This window comes from Pseudoalteromonas sp. RWi3 (assembly GCF_054960735.1).
In genome coordinates, this window is record NZ_JBHNYL010000005.1 from 179,571 (window position 1) to 198,365 (window position 18,795).

Consider the following 18,795-nt stretch of genomic DNA (forward strand, 5'->3'; position numbering starts at 1 on the left):
CGTATGCAGTTTGGCAAAAAATGGTTTTGTACTTTCTTTTTATTTTATTGCGTGTGCACGCCATTTTTTGTTGCCTCCCAGTCTGAACCCATTGCTATTTACCTTCGAGATGATGTTTATAATGACTATAAGCGTTTTTTAGGTGGTAAAGAGCCCATCCAAGTTAAAGATTTTAATACTAAGTTTATCCGTCGTGATGTGGTCGATATGATTATCGCCCAACAAGCGTTACACTTAGGTGGATTTACAAAAACCTTTGATTACCAAGTTGGAAAAATAAACTTTCGCAATACCCGCCTATTGGAAAAAGGAGATCTGTTAATCAGCTTTGATAGCTATTGGTATGAAGATACTAAGGCTTTTAATGGTGAAGTGTTTATCAGTGATCCGGTGATCCGTAAAGGGGAGTATTTTGCTGGTATCTTTGCCTCGCCTGATAATAAAGCCGTATTTAAAATAAAAAAACTGTCTGATTTTAATACCCTTACTAGTGTTTCAACACCTCGCTGGCGAACCGATTGGCATACACTTTCGCAATTACCTCTAAAAGAGTTAATTCGGGAAGACGAATGGCTGAGCCAGGTTAGAATGGTGTCTATGCAATGGGTCGACTTTATGTTGATGCCACTAATGCCTGAGATGAATAATGAATATGTACTAGAGGGAATTAAACTAAGCGCTGTGCCTGATACGCTAGTGTTGCTAGACGACAGTCGTCACTTTGTAGTATCTAAGCTACACCCAGATGGCTTGCGAGCTTTTAAAGCACTGCAAAAAGGGTTGAAAATTTTACGCGAGCAAGGCGCAATAGAAAAAGCGTACCGCCAAGCTGGGTTTATACCACAGCTTAACGATCAGGTTATTATCAACTTACCGCTTAACCGTAAGCTTGTTCAAAGTAGCTTTCCAAAATAATAACGGCAGACATATTATCCACATTGCCTTTACCTAAGCGCTTGTAGCCACCTTGTTCAAATAAACGCGCCTTTGCATCTGCTGTGGTCAAACGCTCATCCTGAGTCTCTACAGGTAGTCCAAAGTTGTTGTGGAGGCGGTTTGCAAACTTTTTAGCTTTGAAAGTAACCTCTTGATTAGTGCCATCCATATTTAATGGTAAGCCAACAACTAGTAAATCGGGTTGCCAATCATCAATATGTTTCTTTATAAAATCCCAGTTTGGTATGCCGTCTTTTGCTTTCACTGCACTGAGACTTGATGCCGTGTCTGTTAATTCTTGGCCAATGGCAACACCAATACTGGTAGTGCCAAAGTCAAAGCCCATTACGGTGCGTTCACCTTTGGGCTTGAGTTGTCTTTTGGTCATTGTATTTTCTATTTTGTCCAATAAAGCTTGAGTGTTTAGGCATGTCCAGCCTCAGTGCTGAGTTGGCCGATGTCAAAACCGAGAGTTTCGACCGCTTTTTCCCAACGTTTTTCCACGGGAGTGTTAAAAATAATATCAGGGTCAGCTTTGATTATAAGCCAAGAGTTTTCCAGTAGCTCTTGCTCAAGCTGGCCTTGCTCCCAACCTGCATAGCCTAAAGTAATTATGAATTGTTCAGGTGCTTGTGTTGTTGTAAGGCTGGCTAATACATCTTTAGATGTAGTAATCATTATGTCACTGCTAAGCTCTTGGCTTGCAGAGTAGCCAGGCTTGGGTGAGTGTAAAACAAACCCACGGTCAGTTTTTACTGGTCCACCCGCGTACACTGCTACTTGTGCAGATTGATTTGATTTGTCGTTATCGATTTCAATTTTATCAAGTAAGTCACCAACGGTGATATTAATGGGTTGGTTAATCACCAAGCCCATAGCCCCATCTTCATTGTGCTCACAAATATATGTAACAGCACGTTTAAAAAAAGGGTCTTGCATTGATGGCATTGCGATTAAAAAGTGATTTTCTAATGATTGCATAACGATACCCCTTATTTTGCCCCCATTGCAGGGAGTCACTTTAATTTAGTAGCACGTTAACGTGTGCTGCATTTATTTCAGTTAAATAGGAAAGCTTAGTGCATCAAGATTTTTGTGATGTCGAAAGCTCTGGATTAAATTCACAAGCAAATAGAATGAAATATTAAGCTGTTAGAAATAACTCTAACACCAGAGCTCACATTTTTAGTAATTGAAGTATGGCATAGTTTGTTTAACTGCGACCTAATTTTTCTTCAATTGCATCAAATAAAATCCCAGTAATAGAAATATCAAACGCTGCTTCAATTTCTTTTACACACGTTGGTGCGGTAACATTTATTTCAGTAAGTTTGTCACCAATTATGTCTAAACCAACAAAAATAAGCCCTTTAGCTTTAAGTGTTGGTGCCACAGCCTGAGCAATCTTAAGATCTGCATCACTAATCGGACGAGCTTCACCGCGCCCACCTGCTGCTAGATTTCCACGTGTTTCACCATTTTGCGGTATACGTGCTAAACAATACGGAATAACTTTGCCGTCAACGACTAATACGCGCTTATCACCTTGTTTGATCTCTGGAATAAAATTTTGCGCCATGGCAAAGCGTGTACCATGTTCTGTTAAAGTTTCACAGATCACGCCAAAATTGGCATCATTTTCAGTCACGCGGAAAATAGATGCGCCACCCATACCATCTAAAGGCTTGAGAATAATGTCTTTATGTTCATTGAGGAACTCACGAATTTGATTTTTATCGCGTGTTACCAAAGTATCTGGCGTGTGCTCGCTAAACCAGGCTGTGAATAGCTTTTCATTGGCGTCGCGTAAGCTTTGCGGTTTGTTGACAATTAACGTCCCTTCAAGCTCTGCGCGTTCAAGAATGTAGGTTGCATAAATATATTCGGTATCAAATGGCGGATCTTTACGCATTAAAATGACGTCTAAATCGGCCAATGCAATTGTGCTCTTTTGTTCTAACTCATACCAGTGATTTTCATCATCAAATACAGTTGCTTTAGCGGCTGTTGCATAAGCTTTGCCTTTACGCAGCGATAAATCATCCATTTCCATGTAGTAGATTTCGTAACCACGGCTTTGAGCTTGCATCATCATTGCAAAGCCCGTGTCTTTTTTAATATTAAACCCGCTAATAGGGTCTGAAATGATACCTAATTTAATCGCCATGTTGTTACCTTACTAAATACAGTGTTATTGATATGAGGGTAGTTTTAGTAATTTCAATTCGCTAAGTCACCAAACTGCAGTTGTAATGCACTTAAGACCGTTAAAGCGGCCGTTTCAGTTCGCAGAACACGTGGACCAATACGGATATCGACAAATTCTTGCTCTTTAGTTTGCGTAATTTCTTCATCGGTTAAACCGCCTTCAGGGCCGACTAAAAAGCGCACACCGCTATCGGGTACGGTAATTGTTTTTATTGAATGCTCAGCTCGAGGGTGCAAAGTTAATTTTATCTCATCGCTTTTTTGACCAAGCCAGTCACTAATATCAATGGGAGGATGAATGGTTGTAATGCGATTTCGGCCGGACTGTTCAGCCGCAGCAATCGCTATTTTTTGCCATTGTTGGTGCTTTTTGGCTAAGCGTTCGGCAGTTAACTTAACGCCGCAACGTTTGCTAAAAATAGGTGTTATTTCTGTAATCCCTAACTCCACTGATTTTTGAATGGTGAAATCCATTTTATCACCGCGAGAAATACCTTGGCCGAGGTGAATGCGTAGTGGTGACTCTACATCTATGTCATTGAATACAATTGGCATCGCAACCACAGACTTTTTGCCAACCTCTATCAATTCACATAAATATTCGCCACCTTGGCCATTAAATAGAGAAACTTGCTCACCAACTTTCATTCGAAGAACGCGACCGATATGGCCTGCAGCATCATCATCAAGTTGAACTGGGGTTGATAAAACAATATTGCTTGCTTGGTAAATATGAGGAACGCGCATGATGACCTTAAGATAAATAGCTAATATGGCTATGGTATGAAAGGCTGGGCTTGGGTGCAAATACTATTGTTATTGGATCAGAGCTAACTATTTAGTTTTTCACTTAACGCGTCTAAATCTTGAGGGGTTTCTGCAATGTCACTTTGGCATGATAAGTGGTTGTTTTGTGCTTCATCTGCGACAGGCGTAAATTGAAAACCTTGTTCGCTTTCACTAACTAAAAAGCGCACGCTATGAAGCGAGTTATAAATAAAGCGTTGATTGTCATCAGCTAAAAGATAATCTGTTTGGTTGAATAAAACACCAACAATTTCATGATGCTCATGTAAGTAGGTTGCCAGCTCAGATACACTAATTTCATTTGCGAAGTCACAGTAACAATAATCTTTGATAAGTTGATCAAACATCAGCCTAACTAATTGGCGAGTATTTGCACCCGCTGTTACTAGTGTACTGTTTTTTGAGGCGCCAAAATAGTGCTCAGTAAATCGTCTACTAAACTCACTGTCATTATCAATCAATAAAAAGTTACTTACTTGAAACGGCATAAGGCCCCGCATTTTGGGTATTTTCAATAATTAAATTGAAAACATACTTATTAGTAAATAGCCTATAGCGCAAAAAACTGCAAACTCAATGCAGGCTATCCCAATGTTATCTTGATGATCAATCTCAAGCGCAGTATCAATATTAGGTAAAGAGATGTACTTGATGATGGACGTTAATATATACAGTAATAACCACATCGAGCCGCAATGTAAAGCTAATGTGAATAAGTTTTCGACCATTTTACCATTGTGGAAGGTAGCGCTTGCTAAACCAGCGTACATTGCTAATGCAAGGCCAATTGATTTTCCCGCATAACGAATGCCAATAGATGTATTTTCTAGGTTAAAGTTGCTTTGTAATGAAGCGCCTTGGTTTGCTTTTGCAAAACGGTATTCTCGTATTTTGCTGTCTAAGGCAAAAAAACCTTGTAGTAAAAAGAAGCTAACAAAGGCAATCAGTAAACTACTAAACCCTTGCGTGTGGGACCAGTTATATAATCCTAATGAAATTATGCAGTTAGCTATTAACATGCCAGAATCAACCATGGCTGCACATACATTTTGTTTTAAAATAGCGGCTTCTTCATTAAAACGGTACAAAATCCATTTTCGATGAATGAGGTGACCAACTTTAATAAACGCGAACAAAAGCACGATTAGAATCATAATTTTTAATGGATTCGATTGTGCAGCGCTGAGGCTTATTTCATCAAATAAATAGGCAATGGTTGCAATGACTACAGTTATCTCTGAGGCAAAACTAATCCCCATTGCAAAGTTATCATGCTGCGCAAGCTCTTCTTTTAAAGCTTGTTTTGCCTTTAAGTGGTTTAATCCACGCAAACTAAAGACTGCGATACAAATAACTGTAAAACAAATAGCAATAGCCACTAAACTAGTGTTAGATAAAGACAAATATGACATGGTTAACCTAATTGGTTTTAGTATGTTAGTTATTCTAGTATGGATATGCTTGATATAAAAGAGAGTTTTTAATGAGTAAAAGTGCAATATTCCCCCAGCAATTACAAAAACTTGGCGAAGAACGATTTTCAGCGCTTTATGGACAGCGGACGATTAATAAAAAAATAGTCCAATTATTGGGGTTAAGTGACTTTGCATGGCGCTGTCTCGACGCTCAGCCTGAACTCATTGATATGTTACTCTGTGAGCATGAAATGTCTCTTCGCGATTGCCCATGCCCATTTTTAAATTATGACTTAACAGAACTTGAAGAAGCTGCAGGAAATAAGATTTTGCGCCAATACCGTCAACGTTATTGGCTTAAAGTTGCCTTTTTAGATTTATGTTGTAGTAATGATATTGCCGATAGTATCAACTATATTTCTCAATTAGCAGATAGCCTCATAAACGGCGCTAACCAATGGGCATTTGCACAGGTAGCTAAAGTGAATGGGCAGCTCGAAGATGAAGAAGGCAATCCAACCCCTATGCTCGTTTTAGGAATGGGTAAACTCGGTGGGCGAGAACTCAACTACTCTTCAGACATCGATTTGATTTTTGCTTACCCTCATACAGGTAAGACGCAAGGTGGTAGGCGCTCTTTAGAGGCCCAAGTTTTTTATACCAAGGTCGCTCAAAAACTAATTGCAGCGCTTAACCAAAACACGGCAGATGGCCAAGTGTTTCGTGTGGATATGCGATTACGCCCCTTTGGAGAAAGTGGCCCTTTAGTGATGAGCTTTAATGCCATTGAAGATTATTACCAAGAGCAGGGCAGAGAGTGGGAACGATATGCCATGCTCAAAGGACGTTTGATTGGAGCACCAACTAACTACACTGAAGAGTTTTATCAATTGTTAAAACCGTTCGTATACCGAAGATATATTGACTTTTCCGTCATTGAATCATTACGAAAAATGAAGCAAATGATAGCCCAAGAAGTTCGCCGTAAAGGCCTTACAAATAATATAAAGCTAGGGGCGGGAGGGATCCGCGAAGTTGAATTTGTTGTTCAAGCACTGCAAATGGTACGTGGCGGCCGAGAAGCAAATTTACAAACTCAATCATTAATAAAAGCGTTGGCTCAACTAAGTAAAAACCAAGTTATTGCTCAAAGTGAAGCGCAGCTATTAGAACTAAATTATTTATATTTACGAAAGATAGAGCAGTACTTACAGATTTTTGATGATCAGCAAACTCAGACTTTGCCTGATGATGAACTCAATCAACAGCGTTTAAGTTATTTAACGGGCTACACTGGTTTTGAGCAAACGCTTGCAGATATAAATTTCAAAATGACCGCTATCCATGGTGAGTTCGAATTAGTTATAGGCTATGAGAATGAGCCTGACGACCCTTGTGAAAGTGCTTTTGTTAGTGCCTGGGAGCATGGTGATGTAAGTTTGCTCACAGAACCAAATGATGCATGGCAGCAACCGTTAAATGACTTTAAAGGGCGGTTAGCTAAGGTAAAAATAGGCCTACGCGGCCGTGATATTCTCGACAAACTGATGCCACTGTTGCTAAAGCAGCTTTCGCAGTGCAATGCTTCAGGTGATGTTTTTAGAATGATTAGCCAAGTGCTTAATAAAATTATTTCGCGTACTGCATACCTTGAGCTGCTTTTTGAAAACCCAGGAGCATTGAAACAGCTTGTTTCTTTGTGCTGCCACAGCAAATGGATTGGTGAACACATTTCTCGCTATCCTATTTTACTCGATGAGCTTATCGATCCTGCTGTGCTTTATAAACCTACATCTCTTAGCGCTTATAAAGATGAAGTTCGTCAATACTTTTTACGTATCGATAACGAAGATTTAGAGCAGCAAATGGAAGCGCTACGTCAATTTAAGCAAACTCATCAACTGCGGATTGCTGCGGCTGATGCTACTGGTGTGCTTGATGTTATGAAAGTAAGCGATCACCTGACAGCACTTGCAGAAGCGATTGTAGAACAAGCGATTAATATAGCTTGGCAGCAAATGGCTTTACGATTTGGCACTCCGCCAAATACAAATGACGAAAACAAAGGATTTGGAGTGATTGCATATGGTAAAACAGGCGGCTTTGAAGTTGGCTATGATTCCGATTTAGATCTCGTTTTTGTTCATAATCACGATGGCACAAGTCATACTAATGGCGATAAAGGAATTTCCTCTAGACAATATTATTTAAAGTTAGCTCAGCGCTTAATGCACTTATTTAACACGCGCACAGCATCGGGCATTCTTTATGAGCTCGACACAAGGCTCAGACCTGAAGGCGCATCAGGGTTAATGGCTATTAATCTAGAAAGCTTTAATCATTACCAACAAACTCAAGCATGGACATGGGAGCATCAGGCGTTGGTTCGTTCACGCATGATTTTCGGCCAAGTTGAGCTGGTGGAACGATTTGCACAAATTCGTCTTGCTATATTATGCCAAGCCCGTGATCAACAACTTTTGCGCGATGACGTTATTAAAATGCGGGAAAAAATGCGTGGTCACTTAGCCAAGGGCAGTAGTCTGTTATTTGATTTAAAGCAGGATGCAGGTGCAATGACTGATATTGAATTTATAACACAATATTTAGTACTTAAAAATGCGCATACATTTGAGCAGCTAACGACCTATTCAGACAACGTTAGAATTTTAACCGATGCCGCTAAGTTAGGATGTATCAGTCAAAAAGTTAAAGAAGGGCTGATAGCGGCCTATATTGATTATCGCTCGCACTATCATGTCCTAAGTCTTGATCAAAAAGGACGTTGTATTGAACGTGAGCGTGTTAAGCAACATATTGATTTAGTGGTTAATGCTTGGCACAGCATTTTTGCATTAGACAAATAGGGTCAACAGACCCTAACTTTTTAAACGGCGGCAGTTTTCACGTACATATTCAGAGGGTAGTTCGGTAATAACCGCTGCTCTTTGTTTATAACAAAAAAACGTGTACACCTCATTTTCAAAGTCATCGTTGATAGCACGGCCAACTTGATACAAGGTGGAGTTAAAATTACTGTCGACGCGAAAATGATCTTTAACAACATAATCTTTACTTAGATACCAATACAAAACAATGTCCTCTTCGCGAGCGTAATTAGAAAGCACTTTTCTTAATGTAGATCCATTTTCAAAACGTCTTGGCATTAACTCTCCGGACCAATTAGGCGTTGATGGCTCAACAACTTTGGCTCGTTCAATCAATGCGGCATCAATATTGATGTCAGGCGCAGAGAGTTTTAATACATATTTATCACGCTCATTACTTTTGTTTATTTGGTTGCGTAAAGACGCATAAAAACGAGACAGCCCTTGCGCAGCGGCATTGGTCGATTCTTTTACGTTAACGACAGGGCCGTGGCCAAATAAAAAATAAAGAGCAGCCAATATGAGAATAACAGCTAATGATAAATGCTTAACCCAAAACCACATAATTAATACTCTTGTTTATTTTTGTTTATAAAATCATATTCAAAACGCAAAGTCACCTGCTACTTGTAATAAGACGGTGCATTTTCATCAGGACGAGTTTTAAAACGCCTGTGTAACCACATATACTGCTCAGGTGCGATGTTGACTGCTTGCTCCATACGTTGATTAACCCGTGTTACATCGGTTTTATCATCGCCGCTAGGGAAGTTATTGAGCACGGGTAATACTTCCAAATGATATTTCCCTTGTTCATCACGGCGACTTGTAAGGCTGACAACTTCGCAATGTTTACTTGCAGAAAAAAGTAAGGTACCAGTCGTGCTTGCTGCATCAGGTACTGCAAAAAATGGCACGAATTCACAGCGTTTACGGCCATAATCTTGATCAGGCAAGTAATAACAAACTTTTTTATTTTTGAGCGCTTGTAATAGTCCTTTTACATCTCGTTTGCCAACGAGATACTCATTGGAGCGTAAACGGCCTTTTGTAGTAAAGTATTCCATTAATGGGTTGTTATGGGGGCGGTAAAAGCCAACACCTTGGCACTTGATACCCATTACACGGCCAGTCATTTCCAAATGCAGCATGTGAGGCACCAAAAGCAATGCGCCCTTTCCTGAGCGCTGAATACTCTCTAGGTGCTCAATGCCTTTAAATGAACCGCATACTTTGTTTATTCGCCATTGTGGCCACCACCATGCCATACCGGTTTCCATCATTGCAATGCCAGTATTTTCCATATTCTTTAAAACGAGCTGTTGCTGTTCTTGTGCCGATAATTCTGGAAAGCATAGTTTGACGTTTACTTCAGCAATATGACGGCGCTTTTTCATAAAGCGATGAACTAATCGGCCTAAATACTTTCCCATGGCTAACTGTAACTTTTGCGGAAGCCAAGAGATTATGTAAAGGAAAAACACACCTACCCACGTAAGCCAATAGCGGGGACCTAAAAAAGACAACTTAAAAGCAGAAGAGTTAACCACAAAAACATCTCACACGTTAAAAAAGGCAGTTTAACTGTAAGCGATAAAAAATACAAAAAAGCCAGCATAAAGCTGGCTCTTAAAAGAAATTTTTAAGTGCTTTAAATTTCCTTTAAACCTTGGTTAATGGCAATTAGGTCTTCACTTGTTAATGTGCCAGCAGCTTGTTTTAAGCGCAATGTAGAAACAACATAACGATAACGAACATTCGCTAAGTTACTTTTTGCGTTAAATAGGTTCTGTGTGCTGATAAGTACATCAACAATAGTACGCGTGCCAACTTCAAAGCCTGCTTCAGTCGCTTTTAGCGCACTTTCAGCCGAAACAACGGCTTGCTCAAGTGCTTTAAAGGTCGCTATGTCTGATACAACTTGATTATAAGATGTAATTACAGAGCGGGTAACACCACGAAGTGAAGACTCTAAATCTTCGCTTGCAGCAACATAAAACGCACGTGCTTGTTCTGTCGCAGCCGTTGTTGCTCCGCCAGAGTAAATTGGTACACTAAAGTTAAGGCCTACTGTTGTACTATCACCACGCGGCTTCATATTATTGCGCGCAGTGTCAGTTAACGAATCGCCATAAGTTGCGCTAAGAGTTAACTTTGGATAATGCCCAGCTTGAGCTAAATCGATTTGATCTTTAGCAATATCAACAGTTACTTTCGCAACTTGAAGGTTCAAATTGTTTTGTTCAGCTATTTTTACGAAATCAACCGATTGTTTGCTAGGTTTAACTGTAGAAAATGTTTCGGTGTTTAAAGTATCAAGTTTTGCATGGTATTTACCGGTTATTTCACGCAATAACTCACGTGCTGTTTCAACGCCATTTTTTGCAACAATTTCTTGCGCGACTGAGTTATCAAACTGTGCTTGAGCTTCGTGTACGTCAGTGATCGCTGTTAGGCCAACGGCATAGCGCTGTTTTGTTTGCTCGAGTTGACGTTCAATAGCACGTTTTTCAGATTGCACAAATTCAAGCTTATCGATTGCACTTAATACGTTAAAGTAGCCATCTGCTACGCGTACAATTAGATCTTGTTGTGCAAAGTCATATTGTGCTGTTGCTTGTAAAGCTTGTTTATCTGCAATACCAAGAGAATTCCATGCACCTAAGTCAAAAAGAGTTTGGTTTAAGGTTAAACCACGGCTGAAGGTGTCAGATTCACTATCTATTTTTGCATAACCAAGGGCATCGGTGCCATCATATGAGGTGCCGTCTCTTTTTTCATAACCCATCGAGAAACCGATTTGAGGAAGTAAGGCACTTAAAGCACGGTCACTGTTATAAGATTTCGCATCGGCTTGGGCCTTTGCTTTTAAAACAGTGGGATCATTTGCAGTGGCGATTTCGTATACTTGTAATAGATCTTCAGCATTTGATGCTGTAGCAGTCAATGCACATGATAAACCGATCAGCGCAGATAAAATGTTCTTTTTCATTGGTCGTTCAGTCCTTAGACAATTTGCGTACTAAAAGCATGTTAACCTGTTTTGTAAAATAACAACAAAAAAATTGTGTAAAACAGCGCAAACAAGTGTAACAGAATATAATAGCTCACAAACATTTTGAGTTAAGCAACAAATAATGGAGCTGTGATGGCAAACAAAATAATCAATCAATTTAGCAATGATGATGTCAAATTGAAGCCAATTGAAAACCTATATGATGGTTTTTTTAAAATTAACTTATACCAGTTTAAACACGCGTTGTTTGCAGGTGGAGAGTCACAGACCATCAAACGCGAAATCTTAGAGCGCGGAGATGCGGTGGCTGTATTGCCATATGACCCTAAAACAGATCAACTATTACTTATTGAGCAAATTCGTATTGGGGCTATGCGCAGTAAGAACTCGCCGTGGTTGCTTGAATGTATAGCTGGGATGACAGATCAAAGCACCGATTATGAAGCCGTGGTCAAACGCGAAGCATTTGAAGAGGCTGGGCTTGAATTACAGCATCTAGAGTATATGTTATCCTATTTATCCAGCCCGGGTGGTACGACGGAGCGGTTATATCTGTATTTAGCGCTTGCGGATTTAAGCAATTTACAAAGTGGGGTTTTTGGTCTAGAAACTGAGGGCGAAGATATTAAGACCCACATCATAAGTTTTAACGATGCCATTGCGCGTTTAAATAATGGTGAAATAGACAATGCCGCCACGGTTATCTCATTACAGTGGCTAGCGCTAAACCGCGAACGTATACTAAATCAACCTAAATAAGCTACCTTTAACCATTAACTTTAGGGCGCAAATTTGACATCAATAGCAGTGAAACAACGATATATTCAAAGTCTTCCTAAGTACCTTACTTTATGTGAGCACAACTACTTGCGGGCATTAAAGTTATTGCCTGCTAAAAAAGAGGTAGCAGAAAAACGCCAGATTCAATTAGGTGAGCATCAATTTGAAATAAACATAGATGGTTGTGCTAAATACACCATGGATATCTCAATTACTCAACAATCGGGCACGATTAAGCGGATGACCCCTCTTTTTTTGACGGTCAGACTTTATCACGACGCTAAGGTAGCTGAAATTATCCATCATGATTACCATCAAAGAATTAAACCTTCTTATGGTTACCCCAATCCACTAATGCACCAAAAAGATGAAAAATATCAGCTAAATGCATTCCTTTATGACTGGTTAGTGGCATGCGTTGAAAGTGGCCGTTCTGTACTGAATTGGGATGTAAACAATGGCTTGGTTTGATGATAGCTTAAAGTTCGAGACAAGGAAGTTAAAACTTGCGCACATTACCGACAGTCACCTATTTGCTCAATCTGATGGTGAATATTTTGGTGTAAATACCGCTGAACATTTCGCCGCTTGCTTGTCGCATATGGCCACGAAAAACCTAGATTGTGTAATTTTTGGCGGGGATTTAACACAAGATCACAGCCCAGAGTCATATAACTTATTTGCTCAATTAATTGAGCAATCAGCATTAGACTGCCCAGTCGTTTGGTTGCCAGGTAATCATGATGAAATTGAACAACTGGCACAGTTAAGTAACAAGCAAATTTCAAATGCTAAGCTTCTTATCGCAGATGGTTTTGATATTTTACTTCTTAATTCAAAAGGTGCCACACCTGCTGGGTGGGTTACACAATCACACTTGGATGATATTACTAACTATTTAGCCTCATCACAGTGCCCAAGTGTTGCTTTTTGCCATCATAACCCTTTGCCTATTGATGGATATTTAGATAAACATATGTTGGAAAATGGCCCACAATTACTTAATGTCTTAAACAACAGTAATCAAGTTAATTGGCTTTTTCATGGCCATGTTCATAATGACTATTGCTTTCATTTTCGAGACATAAATGTAGTTGCTACACCCGCCAGTTCAGTGCAATTTACCAAAAGCACGCCGCAGTGGTCACAGCAAAATCTAGGGCCTGCGTACCGATTGATTACAGTGTCTAAAAGTCTTGAAACAGGCAGCGTGTGTTGTGAAACGGATGTGATATGGCTAAAAGAGTAATCTATATTCACGGTTTTAATAGCAGTGAAAAGTCATATAAAGCTGTGCGCTTTGGCGAGTATATGGCACACTACAATATAGAATATTGTGTACCGCGTTTAAGTCACGAACCATTGCATGCAATAATTCAACTAGAGCAATTATTAACGCCAAACTCGGTTTTAATAGGCAGCTCGTTAGGTGGGTTTTATGCCACTTATTTATCACAAAGGTATCAGCTTCCTGCAGTGCTAATAAATCCTGCGGTTAAGCCGTTTTTATTGTTAAGTTCATTTTTAGGGCCGAATTATAATCCGTATCAGGATACCCATTACGAACTAAATAAAAGCCATATTAATGCGTTAAAAGCACTCTTTGTAGCACAGTTGAAGCAGCCCTCGCTACTGTATTTATTTCAGCAAACGGGCGATGAAGTACTCGGATTTAAGCAGGCAGTAAAATATTATTCGCAATGCAAGCAACATATTGAATTTGGAGGTGATCACAGTTTTAAGAACTTTGAGAGCACCTTTGAAAGCATTGTGGACTTTCTTAAAATCACGTAAAAAATAGCTAAGCACATAAAAAGATAAAAACTATGAGTCAGCAAAATTATAACGCCGAAGCCATTGAAGTATTAAATGGCTTAGAACCAGTTAAACGTCGTCCGGGTATGTACACTGATACCACACGTCCGAATCACTTAGGTCAAGAAGTCATAGACAACAGTGTTGATGAAGCTATGGCGGGCCACGCGAGCAAAATAGATGTCATTCTGCACGAAGATAACTCGTTAGAAGTTTCAGATGATGGGCGTGGTATGCCTATTGATATTCACCCTGAAGAAGGTATTCCGGGTGTTGAACTCATTTTTACCAAATTACATGCTGGTGGTAAGTTTTCAAACAAAAACTACCAGTTTTCTGGTGGTCTTCATGGTGTAGGTATCTCGGTTGTAAATGCATTATCAACGCGAGTTGAAGTGATTGTTCGTCGTGATGCCCAGCAGTTTATGATGGCGTTTGAAAATGGCGATAAAGTTGAAGACTTAAATGTGATTGGTACTGTTGGTAAACGCAACACCGGCACCACAGTTAGGTTTTGGCCTGATGCAAGCTATTTTGACTCGGCAAATTTTTCTCTGACCAAGCTGCATCATTTATTGAAAGCAAAAGCGGTTTTATGCCCAGGTTTACGTATTAAGCTAATTAATAAGCAAACCAAAGAAACCCAAGAATGGTATTACGAAACGGGCTTGCGCGATTATTTAAATGAAGCAGTGAAAGGCTATGAAGTAATCCCTAAAGATCCGTTTACTGGTGAATTTTCAAGCTCGACAGAAGGCGCTGATTGGGCGGTTGTATGGTTGCCAGAAGGCGGTGAATCAATTGCTGAAAGTTATGTGAATTTAATACCAACAGCACAAGGCGGTACACACGTTAATGGCCTTCGCCAAGGTTTACTAGAAGCAATGCGTGAATTCTGTGAATTTAGAAACTTGCTTCCTCGAGGTGTAAAGCTAACGCCTGATGATATTTGGGAGCGTTGTAGCTATGTTTTATCGGTTAAGATGCAAGACCCACAGTTTGCCGGTCAAACCAAAGAAAAATTATCGTCACGTTCTTGTTCTGCATTTGTATCGGGAATAGTTAAAGATGCATTTAGCCTTTGGCTAAATGAACATACAGATATCGCGGAGTTGTTATCCGAACTGTGTATCTCCAATGCGCAGCGTCGCCTACGTGCGGCGAAAAAAGTAGTGCGTAAACGCGTAACCGCAGGACCTGCATTACCAGGTAAATTAACTGACTGTAGTGCCGCTGATAATGACCGCACCGAGCTTTTCTTAGTGGAGGGTGATTCAGCAGGGGGCTCAGCTAAACAGGCGCGAGATCGTGAGTTTCAAGCGATAATGCCCTTACGTGGTAAAATCCTAAATACGTGGGAAGTTGAGTCAGGGCAAATATTAGCGTCACAAGAGGTGCATGATATTTCGGTTGCACTAGGAATTGACCCTGATTCAAATGATATTTCTGGCTTGCGCTACAATAAAATATGTATATTAGCTGATGCTGACTCGGATGGGTTACATATTGCGACGCTTTTATGCGCATTATTTGTTCGTCATTTTCCTACCTTAATTAAGGAAGGACATGTGTATGTGGCTATGCCGCCACTATTTAGAATCGACATTGGTAAAGATGTGTATTACGCACTTGATGAAGATGAAAAAACGGGCATATTAGCGCGAATCGAAGCAGAGAAGAAACGCGGCAAAGTGAACGTACAACGATTTAAAGGGTTGGGTGAGATGAACCCATTGCAACTGCGTGAAACAACCATGGATCCTAATACACGCAGGTTAGTACAATTGACGTTAGACGAGGAAGAGCAGACCTTAGAAATGATGGATATGTTATTGGCTAAAAAGCGCTCATCTGATCGCCGCCAATGGCTAGAAGATCACGGAAATCGTGCGCAAGTATAAACTCAAAGGTATCTCATGTATCGACAACAAGATAGCAGTCTACTATTAGCTAATATATATCGCTTAACAATAAGCTGCTTTATTGTTTGTTGTACTTTTGTTTCAGCCGCTAGTTTTGCAGCCTTGCAAGAAGATAAATGGTTAGAGGAAAAAATATTAACCGCTGAGAAAAACAGTATCAAGCACCCAAGTTTAGCCATTGATTATCTACAGGATCTAATTCGCGTTAATCGTGGGAAATTAACCGATTTACAACATTCGAAGTTACAAATTGAACTCGCAAGAAACTACCTTTTTAATGGCCAGTTGAGCGAAGCTCAAGTTTTAGAACAACAAATTAGCGAGCATTTGGATGAGCTGGATGTAACAACTCAGATTTCTTTCTGGATAATAAAATCAGATATAAACATGTATTTAGGGAATGCTGAACTTGCATTAGCAAACTTAAACCAAGCGAAGGATCTGGTTGAGTCTCTTAATGATCCCGTTCTAATTGCAGATGTTTACGCGGCTTTAGGTGATTTTTATTTAAATAATCATGATGAAGTTAATGCAATAGATTACTTTTATAAGGCTTACGCACTGCTGCGTTCGAGTGGTAATAGACTAAAGTTAGCGTATCTTGATGCAAGTATTGCACGGACATATGAAGCGCTATTTGATTATGAAAAAGCCATTGAACTACAAAAAAAGGCGCTTAAATACTTTTTAGAAAACGACCTTAAGTTTGACACTATGGTGTCATATTATTATCTAGCTAGAACGTATTTAGATGTTGGCCGTGCTGACGATGCAAATGAGTTAGCCAATAAAATATTAACAATAAATGATAAGTTAAATACCCCCAGTTTTGATTACTATGCTTATATCTTGCTAACTCAAGGTTATTTAGCATTAGATAACTTAGTAAAAGCCGAGCATTTTTTGAATTTAAGTGCCTCTTGGTTGCCAGAAATCGAAGATATTAAAAGTATTATTAGGTACCAATTAATTCAAGCCCAAATAGAAATTGAAAAAAATGAGCTAGATTTAGCGTTGCAAACATTTGACAGCGTTGAAGAAAAAATTAAAAGTATTCCTGTCCAAAACAGCATTACTTTTAGACTTCAGCTCATTGAGTTACAAAGTAGGCATGCCATTTTAACAGGAGAGTTTCAACAAGCCGTCGCTTTTCAACAGGCTTATATTAACCTTAATGAGCAGTATTTTAATAAAGTAAGAGAGCTATCTCGCTCTCGCTATAAAGTGCAATTTGAATTGAAAAAAACCGAACTTGAAAACCAACTATTAGAAAAAGATAAAGAGCTAAAAGACGCTAGGCTAATAGAGTTTGAGCAACAGGAAGTACTCCAAAAAACAATTATGGTAAGCGTATTATTGCTATCAGTTGCGTTTTTACTTTTTGCATGGCGCCAATACAGACTTAAGCGAAAGTTTAGCGTACTTGCCAATACTGATTACTTAACAGGTGTTGCAAATCGCAGAAAAATAATGGATTTAGCAGAGCAACAGTGGCAGGAACTATCGAAAACTGACACTCACTTCTCTCTTATTAGTTTTGATTTGGACCACTTTAAAAGAATTAATGACGAATATGGTCACCCTGTGGGGGATCTTGTTTTAAAAAGAGTGGTGATATTAGCTCAACAAGCTATTCGTGATAATGATTGTTTAGGAAGGATTGGCGGAGAAGAGTTTTTAGTTGTGCTAAATAATACAAATAAAACAGAAGCAACTGAAATTGCATATCGCATCAAAAGCGCAATCGAAAAAGAGACAATAAATTGTGAAAATGGTCAAACAGCAAAAGTCACTGTTAGTTTGGGTGTTACTCAAAAAAGCAGCCAAACTGACACATTTAAAGACTTAATGAAGCAAGCAGATAAAGCTTTGTATTCGGCTAAAACGAAGGGTCGAAATAGGGTGGAAGTTTATGAATAAATTACGCATGCTATTCTTTTTACTTGGGTTTTTAAGTATACCAGCTATTGCTGTGGACATACTCCAAGAGCTGAGTGTGGCTGACGGATTCAAAATTAGCTTGTTTGCAGATGATGTTGAAAATGCAAGGCAGCTAGCGGTATCAAAAAAAGGGATTGTTTACGTCGGCTCTCGTAAAGCGGGTAACGTGTATGCGTTGATTGACCACAACAGCGATGGCGTTGCAGATAAAAAAATAGTGATTGCTAAAGACTTGAATATGCCCTCGGGTCTGGCAATGAAAAACGGTGACTTGTACGTTGCGGAGGTTCAGCGAATCATCCGTTTTAAAGATATCGATAAACACTTAAAAAAACCAACGTATGAAGTGGTTTATGATCAATTTCCTACAGATCGCCACCATGGTTGGAAGTTTATTCGCTTTTCACCAACGGGTGAGTTGATAGTGCCTGTTGGCGTACCATGTAATGTGTGTGCTGAAAACGAAAAATATGGGCGTATATTTTCATTAAATGTAGACACAAAAGAGATTCAAACCATTGCCAAAGGGGTGCGAAACTCAGTTGGGTTTGATTATCACCCTAGTACGCAAGCATTCTGGTTCAGCGATAATGGCCGCGATATGATGGGCGATGACCTGCCACCTTGTGAAATTAACCGTGTTAGCGAAGAGGGAGAGCATTTTGGCTTTCCGTACGTTCATGCTGGTTCAATCTTAGATCCCGAATTTGGTATAGGTAAAAGTATTACAGATTATAAAGCACCGGCTTTAGCGCTTGGTGCCCATGTTGCTCCATTAGGAGTGCATTTTTATAAGTCAAAACAATTTCCAGCAAACTATCAGCAGCAGTTATTTGTTGCTGAACATGGTTCGTGGAACCGCAGTAAAAAATCAGGATATAAAGTGGCTGTTGCCACTATTGAGCAAGGACGTGTGATAAAATACACGCCGTTTATAACGGGCTTTATGAAAAACGAAGAAACGTTGGGTCGTCCGGTTGCGTTTGCAGAACTTGCCGATGGCAGCTTATTGATCTCCGATGATTATGCCAATGTGATCTACCGTGTAAGCTATAAAAAAAATTAGG

At 39.6% G+C, this 18,795-nt stretch carries 18 protein-coding genes; 9 read left to right on the forward strand and 9 right to left on the reverse strand.

Annotation, left to right across the window (positions count from 1 at the left end; genetic code table 11):
- Positions 1 to 3: 3 nt before the first annotated feature.
- A complete protein-coding gene (locus ACFI4Z_RS09455; RefSeq protein WP_462670360.1) occupies positions 4 to 915 on the forward strand; it encodes a hypothetical protein in 912 nt (303 codons plus the stop codon).
- Here the strand turns inward: ACFI4Z_RS09455 and ruvX are convergent.
- From ruvX to ACFI4Z_RS09485, 6 genes are all read right to left on the reverse strand, one after another.
- A complete protein-coding gene (gene ruvX / locus ACFI4Z_RS09460; RefSeq protein WP_462670361.1) occupies positions 878 to 1,324 on the reverse strand; it encodes a Holliday junction resolvase RuvX in 447 nt (148 codons plus the stop codon). The two genes, ACFI4Z_RS09455 and ruvX, sit on opposite strands and share 38 nt — an antisense overlap.
- Positions 1,325 to 1,359: 35 nt before the next feature.
- On the reverse strand, positions 1,360 to 1,917 hold the full coding sequence (locus tag ACFI4Z_RS09465) for a YqgE/AlgH family protein (protein ID WP_462670362.1): 558 nt from the start codon (positions 1,915 to 1,917) through the stop codon (positions 1,360 to 1,362).
- Between the two features lie 232 nt (positions 1,918 to 2,149).
- Complete coding sequence (gene gshB / locus ACFI4Z_RS09470) at positions 2,150 to 3,103, reverse strand: glutathione synthase (protein WP_462670363.1); 954 nt, start codon at positions 3,101 to 3,103, stop codon at positions 2,150 to 2,152.
- 53 nt (positions 3,104 to 3,156) lie between these two features.
- Positions 3,157 to 3,891 carry a 16S rRNA (uracil(1498)-N(3))-methyltransferase gene (gene rsmE, locus ACFI4Z_RS09475; RefSeq protein WP_462670364.1) on the reverse strand — a complete coding sequence of 245 codons (735 nt, stop codon included), beginning with the start codon at positions 3,889 to 3,891 and terminating at the stop codon, positions 3,157 to 3,159.
- An 83-nt stretch (positions 3,892 to 3,974) separates the two neighbouring features.
- Positions 3,975 to 4,439 (reverse strand): hypothetical protein, encoded by a 465-nt coding sequence (locus ACFI4Z_RS09480; RefSeq protein ID WP_462670365.1) that lies wholly within the window; start codon positions 4,437 to 4,439, stop codon positions 3,975 to 3,977.
- Between the two features lie 30 nt (positions 4,440 to 4,469).
- Positions 4,470 to 5,363: a DUF350 domain-containing protein gene (locus tag ACFI4Z_RS09485; RefSeq protein WP_135473748.1), complete on the reverse strand. Its 894-nt coding sequence runs from the start codon at positions 5,361 to 5,363 to the stop codon at positions 4,470 to 4,472.
- Between the two features lie 71 nt (positions 5,364 to 5,434).
- Between ACFI4Z_RS09485 and glnE the strand changes: the two genes are divergently transcribed.
- Positions 5,435 to 8,233 (forward strand): bifunctional [glutamate--ammonia ligase]-adenylyl-L-tyrosine phosphorylase/[glutamate--ammonia-ligase] adenylyltransferase, encoded by a 2,799-nt coding sequence (gene glnE, locus ACFI4Z_RS09490; RefSeq protein WP_462670366.1) that lies wholly within the window; start codon positions 5,435 to 5,437, stop codon positions 8,231 to 8,233.
- A gap of 12 nt (positions 8,234 to 8,245) precedes the next feature.
- Here the strand turns inward: glnE and ACFI4Z_RS09495 are convergent, their stop codons facing one another.
- From ACFI4Z_RS09495 to tolC, 3 genes are all read right to left on the reverse strand, one after another.
- Positions 8,246 to 8,818, reverse strand: a complete 573-nt coding sequence (locus ACFI4Z_RS09495; RefSeq protein ID WP_462670367.1) for a TcpQ domain-containing protein — start codon at positions 8,816 to 8,818, stop codon at positions 8,246 to 8,248.
- Positions 8,819 to 8,877: 59 nt separating this feature from the next.
- Positions 8,878 to 9,804 carry an LpxL/LpxP family Kdo(2)-lipid IV(A) lauroyl/palmitoleoyl acyltransferase gene (gene lpxL, locus ACFI4Z_RS09500; protein ID WP_462670368.1) on the reverse strand — a complete coding sequence of 309 codons (927 nt, stop codon included), beginning with the start codon at positions 9,802 to 9,804 and terminating at the stop codon, positions 8,878 to 8,880.
- Between the two features lie 101 nt (positions 9,805 to 9,905).
- A complete protein-coding gene (gene tolC, locus ACFI4Z_RS09505; RefSeq protein WP_462670369.1) occupies positions 9,906 to 11,246 on the reverse strand; it encodes an outer membrane channel protein TolC in 1,341 nt (446 codons plus the stop codon).
- 156 nt (positions 11,247 to 11,402) lie between these two features.
- Between tolC and ACFI4Z_RS09510 the strand changes: the two genes are divergently transcribed.
- The 7 genes from ACFI4Z_RS09510 to ACFI4Z_RS09540 are packed head-to-tail and all read left to right on the forward strand — an operon-like array spanning position 11,403 to position 18,794.
- Entirely contained in the window at positions 11,403 to 12,029 is a 627-nt protein-coding gene (locus ACFI4Z_RS09510; protein WP_462670370.1) for an NUDIX domain-containing protein, read from the forward strand.
- A gap of 33 nt (positions 12,030 to 12,062) precedes the next feature.
- Positions 12,063 to 12,521 carry a DUF1249 domain-containing protein gene (locus ACFI4Z_RS09515; RefSeq protein ID WP_462670371.1) on the forward strand — a complete coding sequence of 153 codons (459 nt, stop codon included), beginning with the start codon at positions 12,063 to 12,065 and terminating at the stop codon, positions 12,519 to 12,521.
- Positions 12,508 to 13,299, forward strand: coding sequence for a metallophosphoesterase family protein (locus ACFI4Z_RS09520; protein ID WP_462670372.1), 792 nt, complete (start codon positions 12,508 to 12,510; stop codon positions 13,297 to 13,299). Before ACFI4Z_RS09515 ends, ACFI4Z_RS09520 begins: the two co-directional genes overlap by 14 nt.
- Entirely contained in the window at positions 13,284 to 13,844 is a 561-nt protein-coding gene (locus ACFI4Z_RS09525) for a YqiA/YcfP family alpha/beta fold hydrolase (protein ID WP_462670373.1), read from the forward strand. The genes ACFI4Z_RS09520 and ACFI4Z_RS09525 overlap by 16 nt, the downstream gene beginning before the upstream one ends.
- 32 nt (positions 13,845 to 13,876) lie before the next feature.
- Complete coding sequence (gene parE, locus ACFI4Z_RS09530; protein WP_099296284.1) at positions 13,877 to 15,766, forward strand: DNA topoisomerase IV subunit B; 1,890 nt, start codon at positions 13,877 to 13,879, stop codon at positions 15,764 to 15,766.
- Between the two features lie 15 nt (positions 15,767 to 15,781).
- On the forward strand, positions 15,782 to 17,707 hold the full coding sequence (locus ACFI4Z_RS09535) for a tetratricopeptide repeat-containing diguanylate cyclase (RefSeq protein WP_462670374.1): 1,926 nt from the start codon (positions 15,782 to 15,784) through the stop codon (positions 17,705 to 17,707).
- On the forward strand, positions 17,700 to 18,794 hold the full coding sequence (locus ACFI4Z_RS09540; RefSeq protein ID WP_462670375.1) for a PQQ-dependent sugar dehydrogenase: 1,095 nt from the start codon (positions 17,700 to 17,702) through the stop codon (positions 18,792 to 18,794). The genes ACFI4Z_RS09535 and ACFI4Z_RS09540 overlap by 8 nt, the downstream gene beginning before the upstream one ends.
- The last annotated feature ends 1 nt before the right edge of the window (position 18,795 follow it).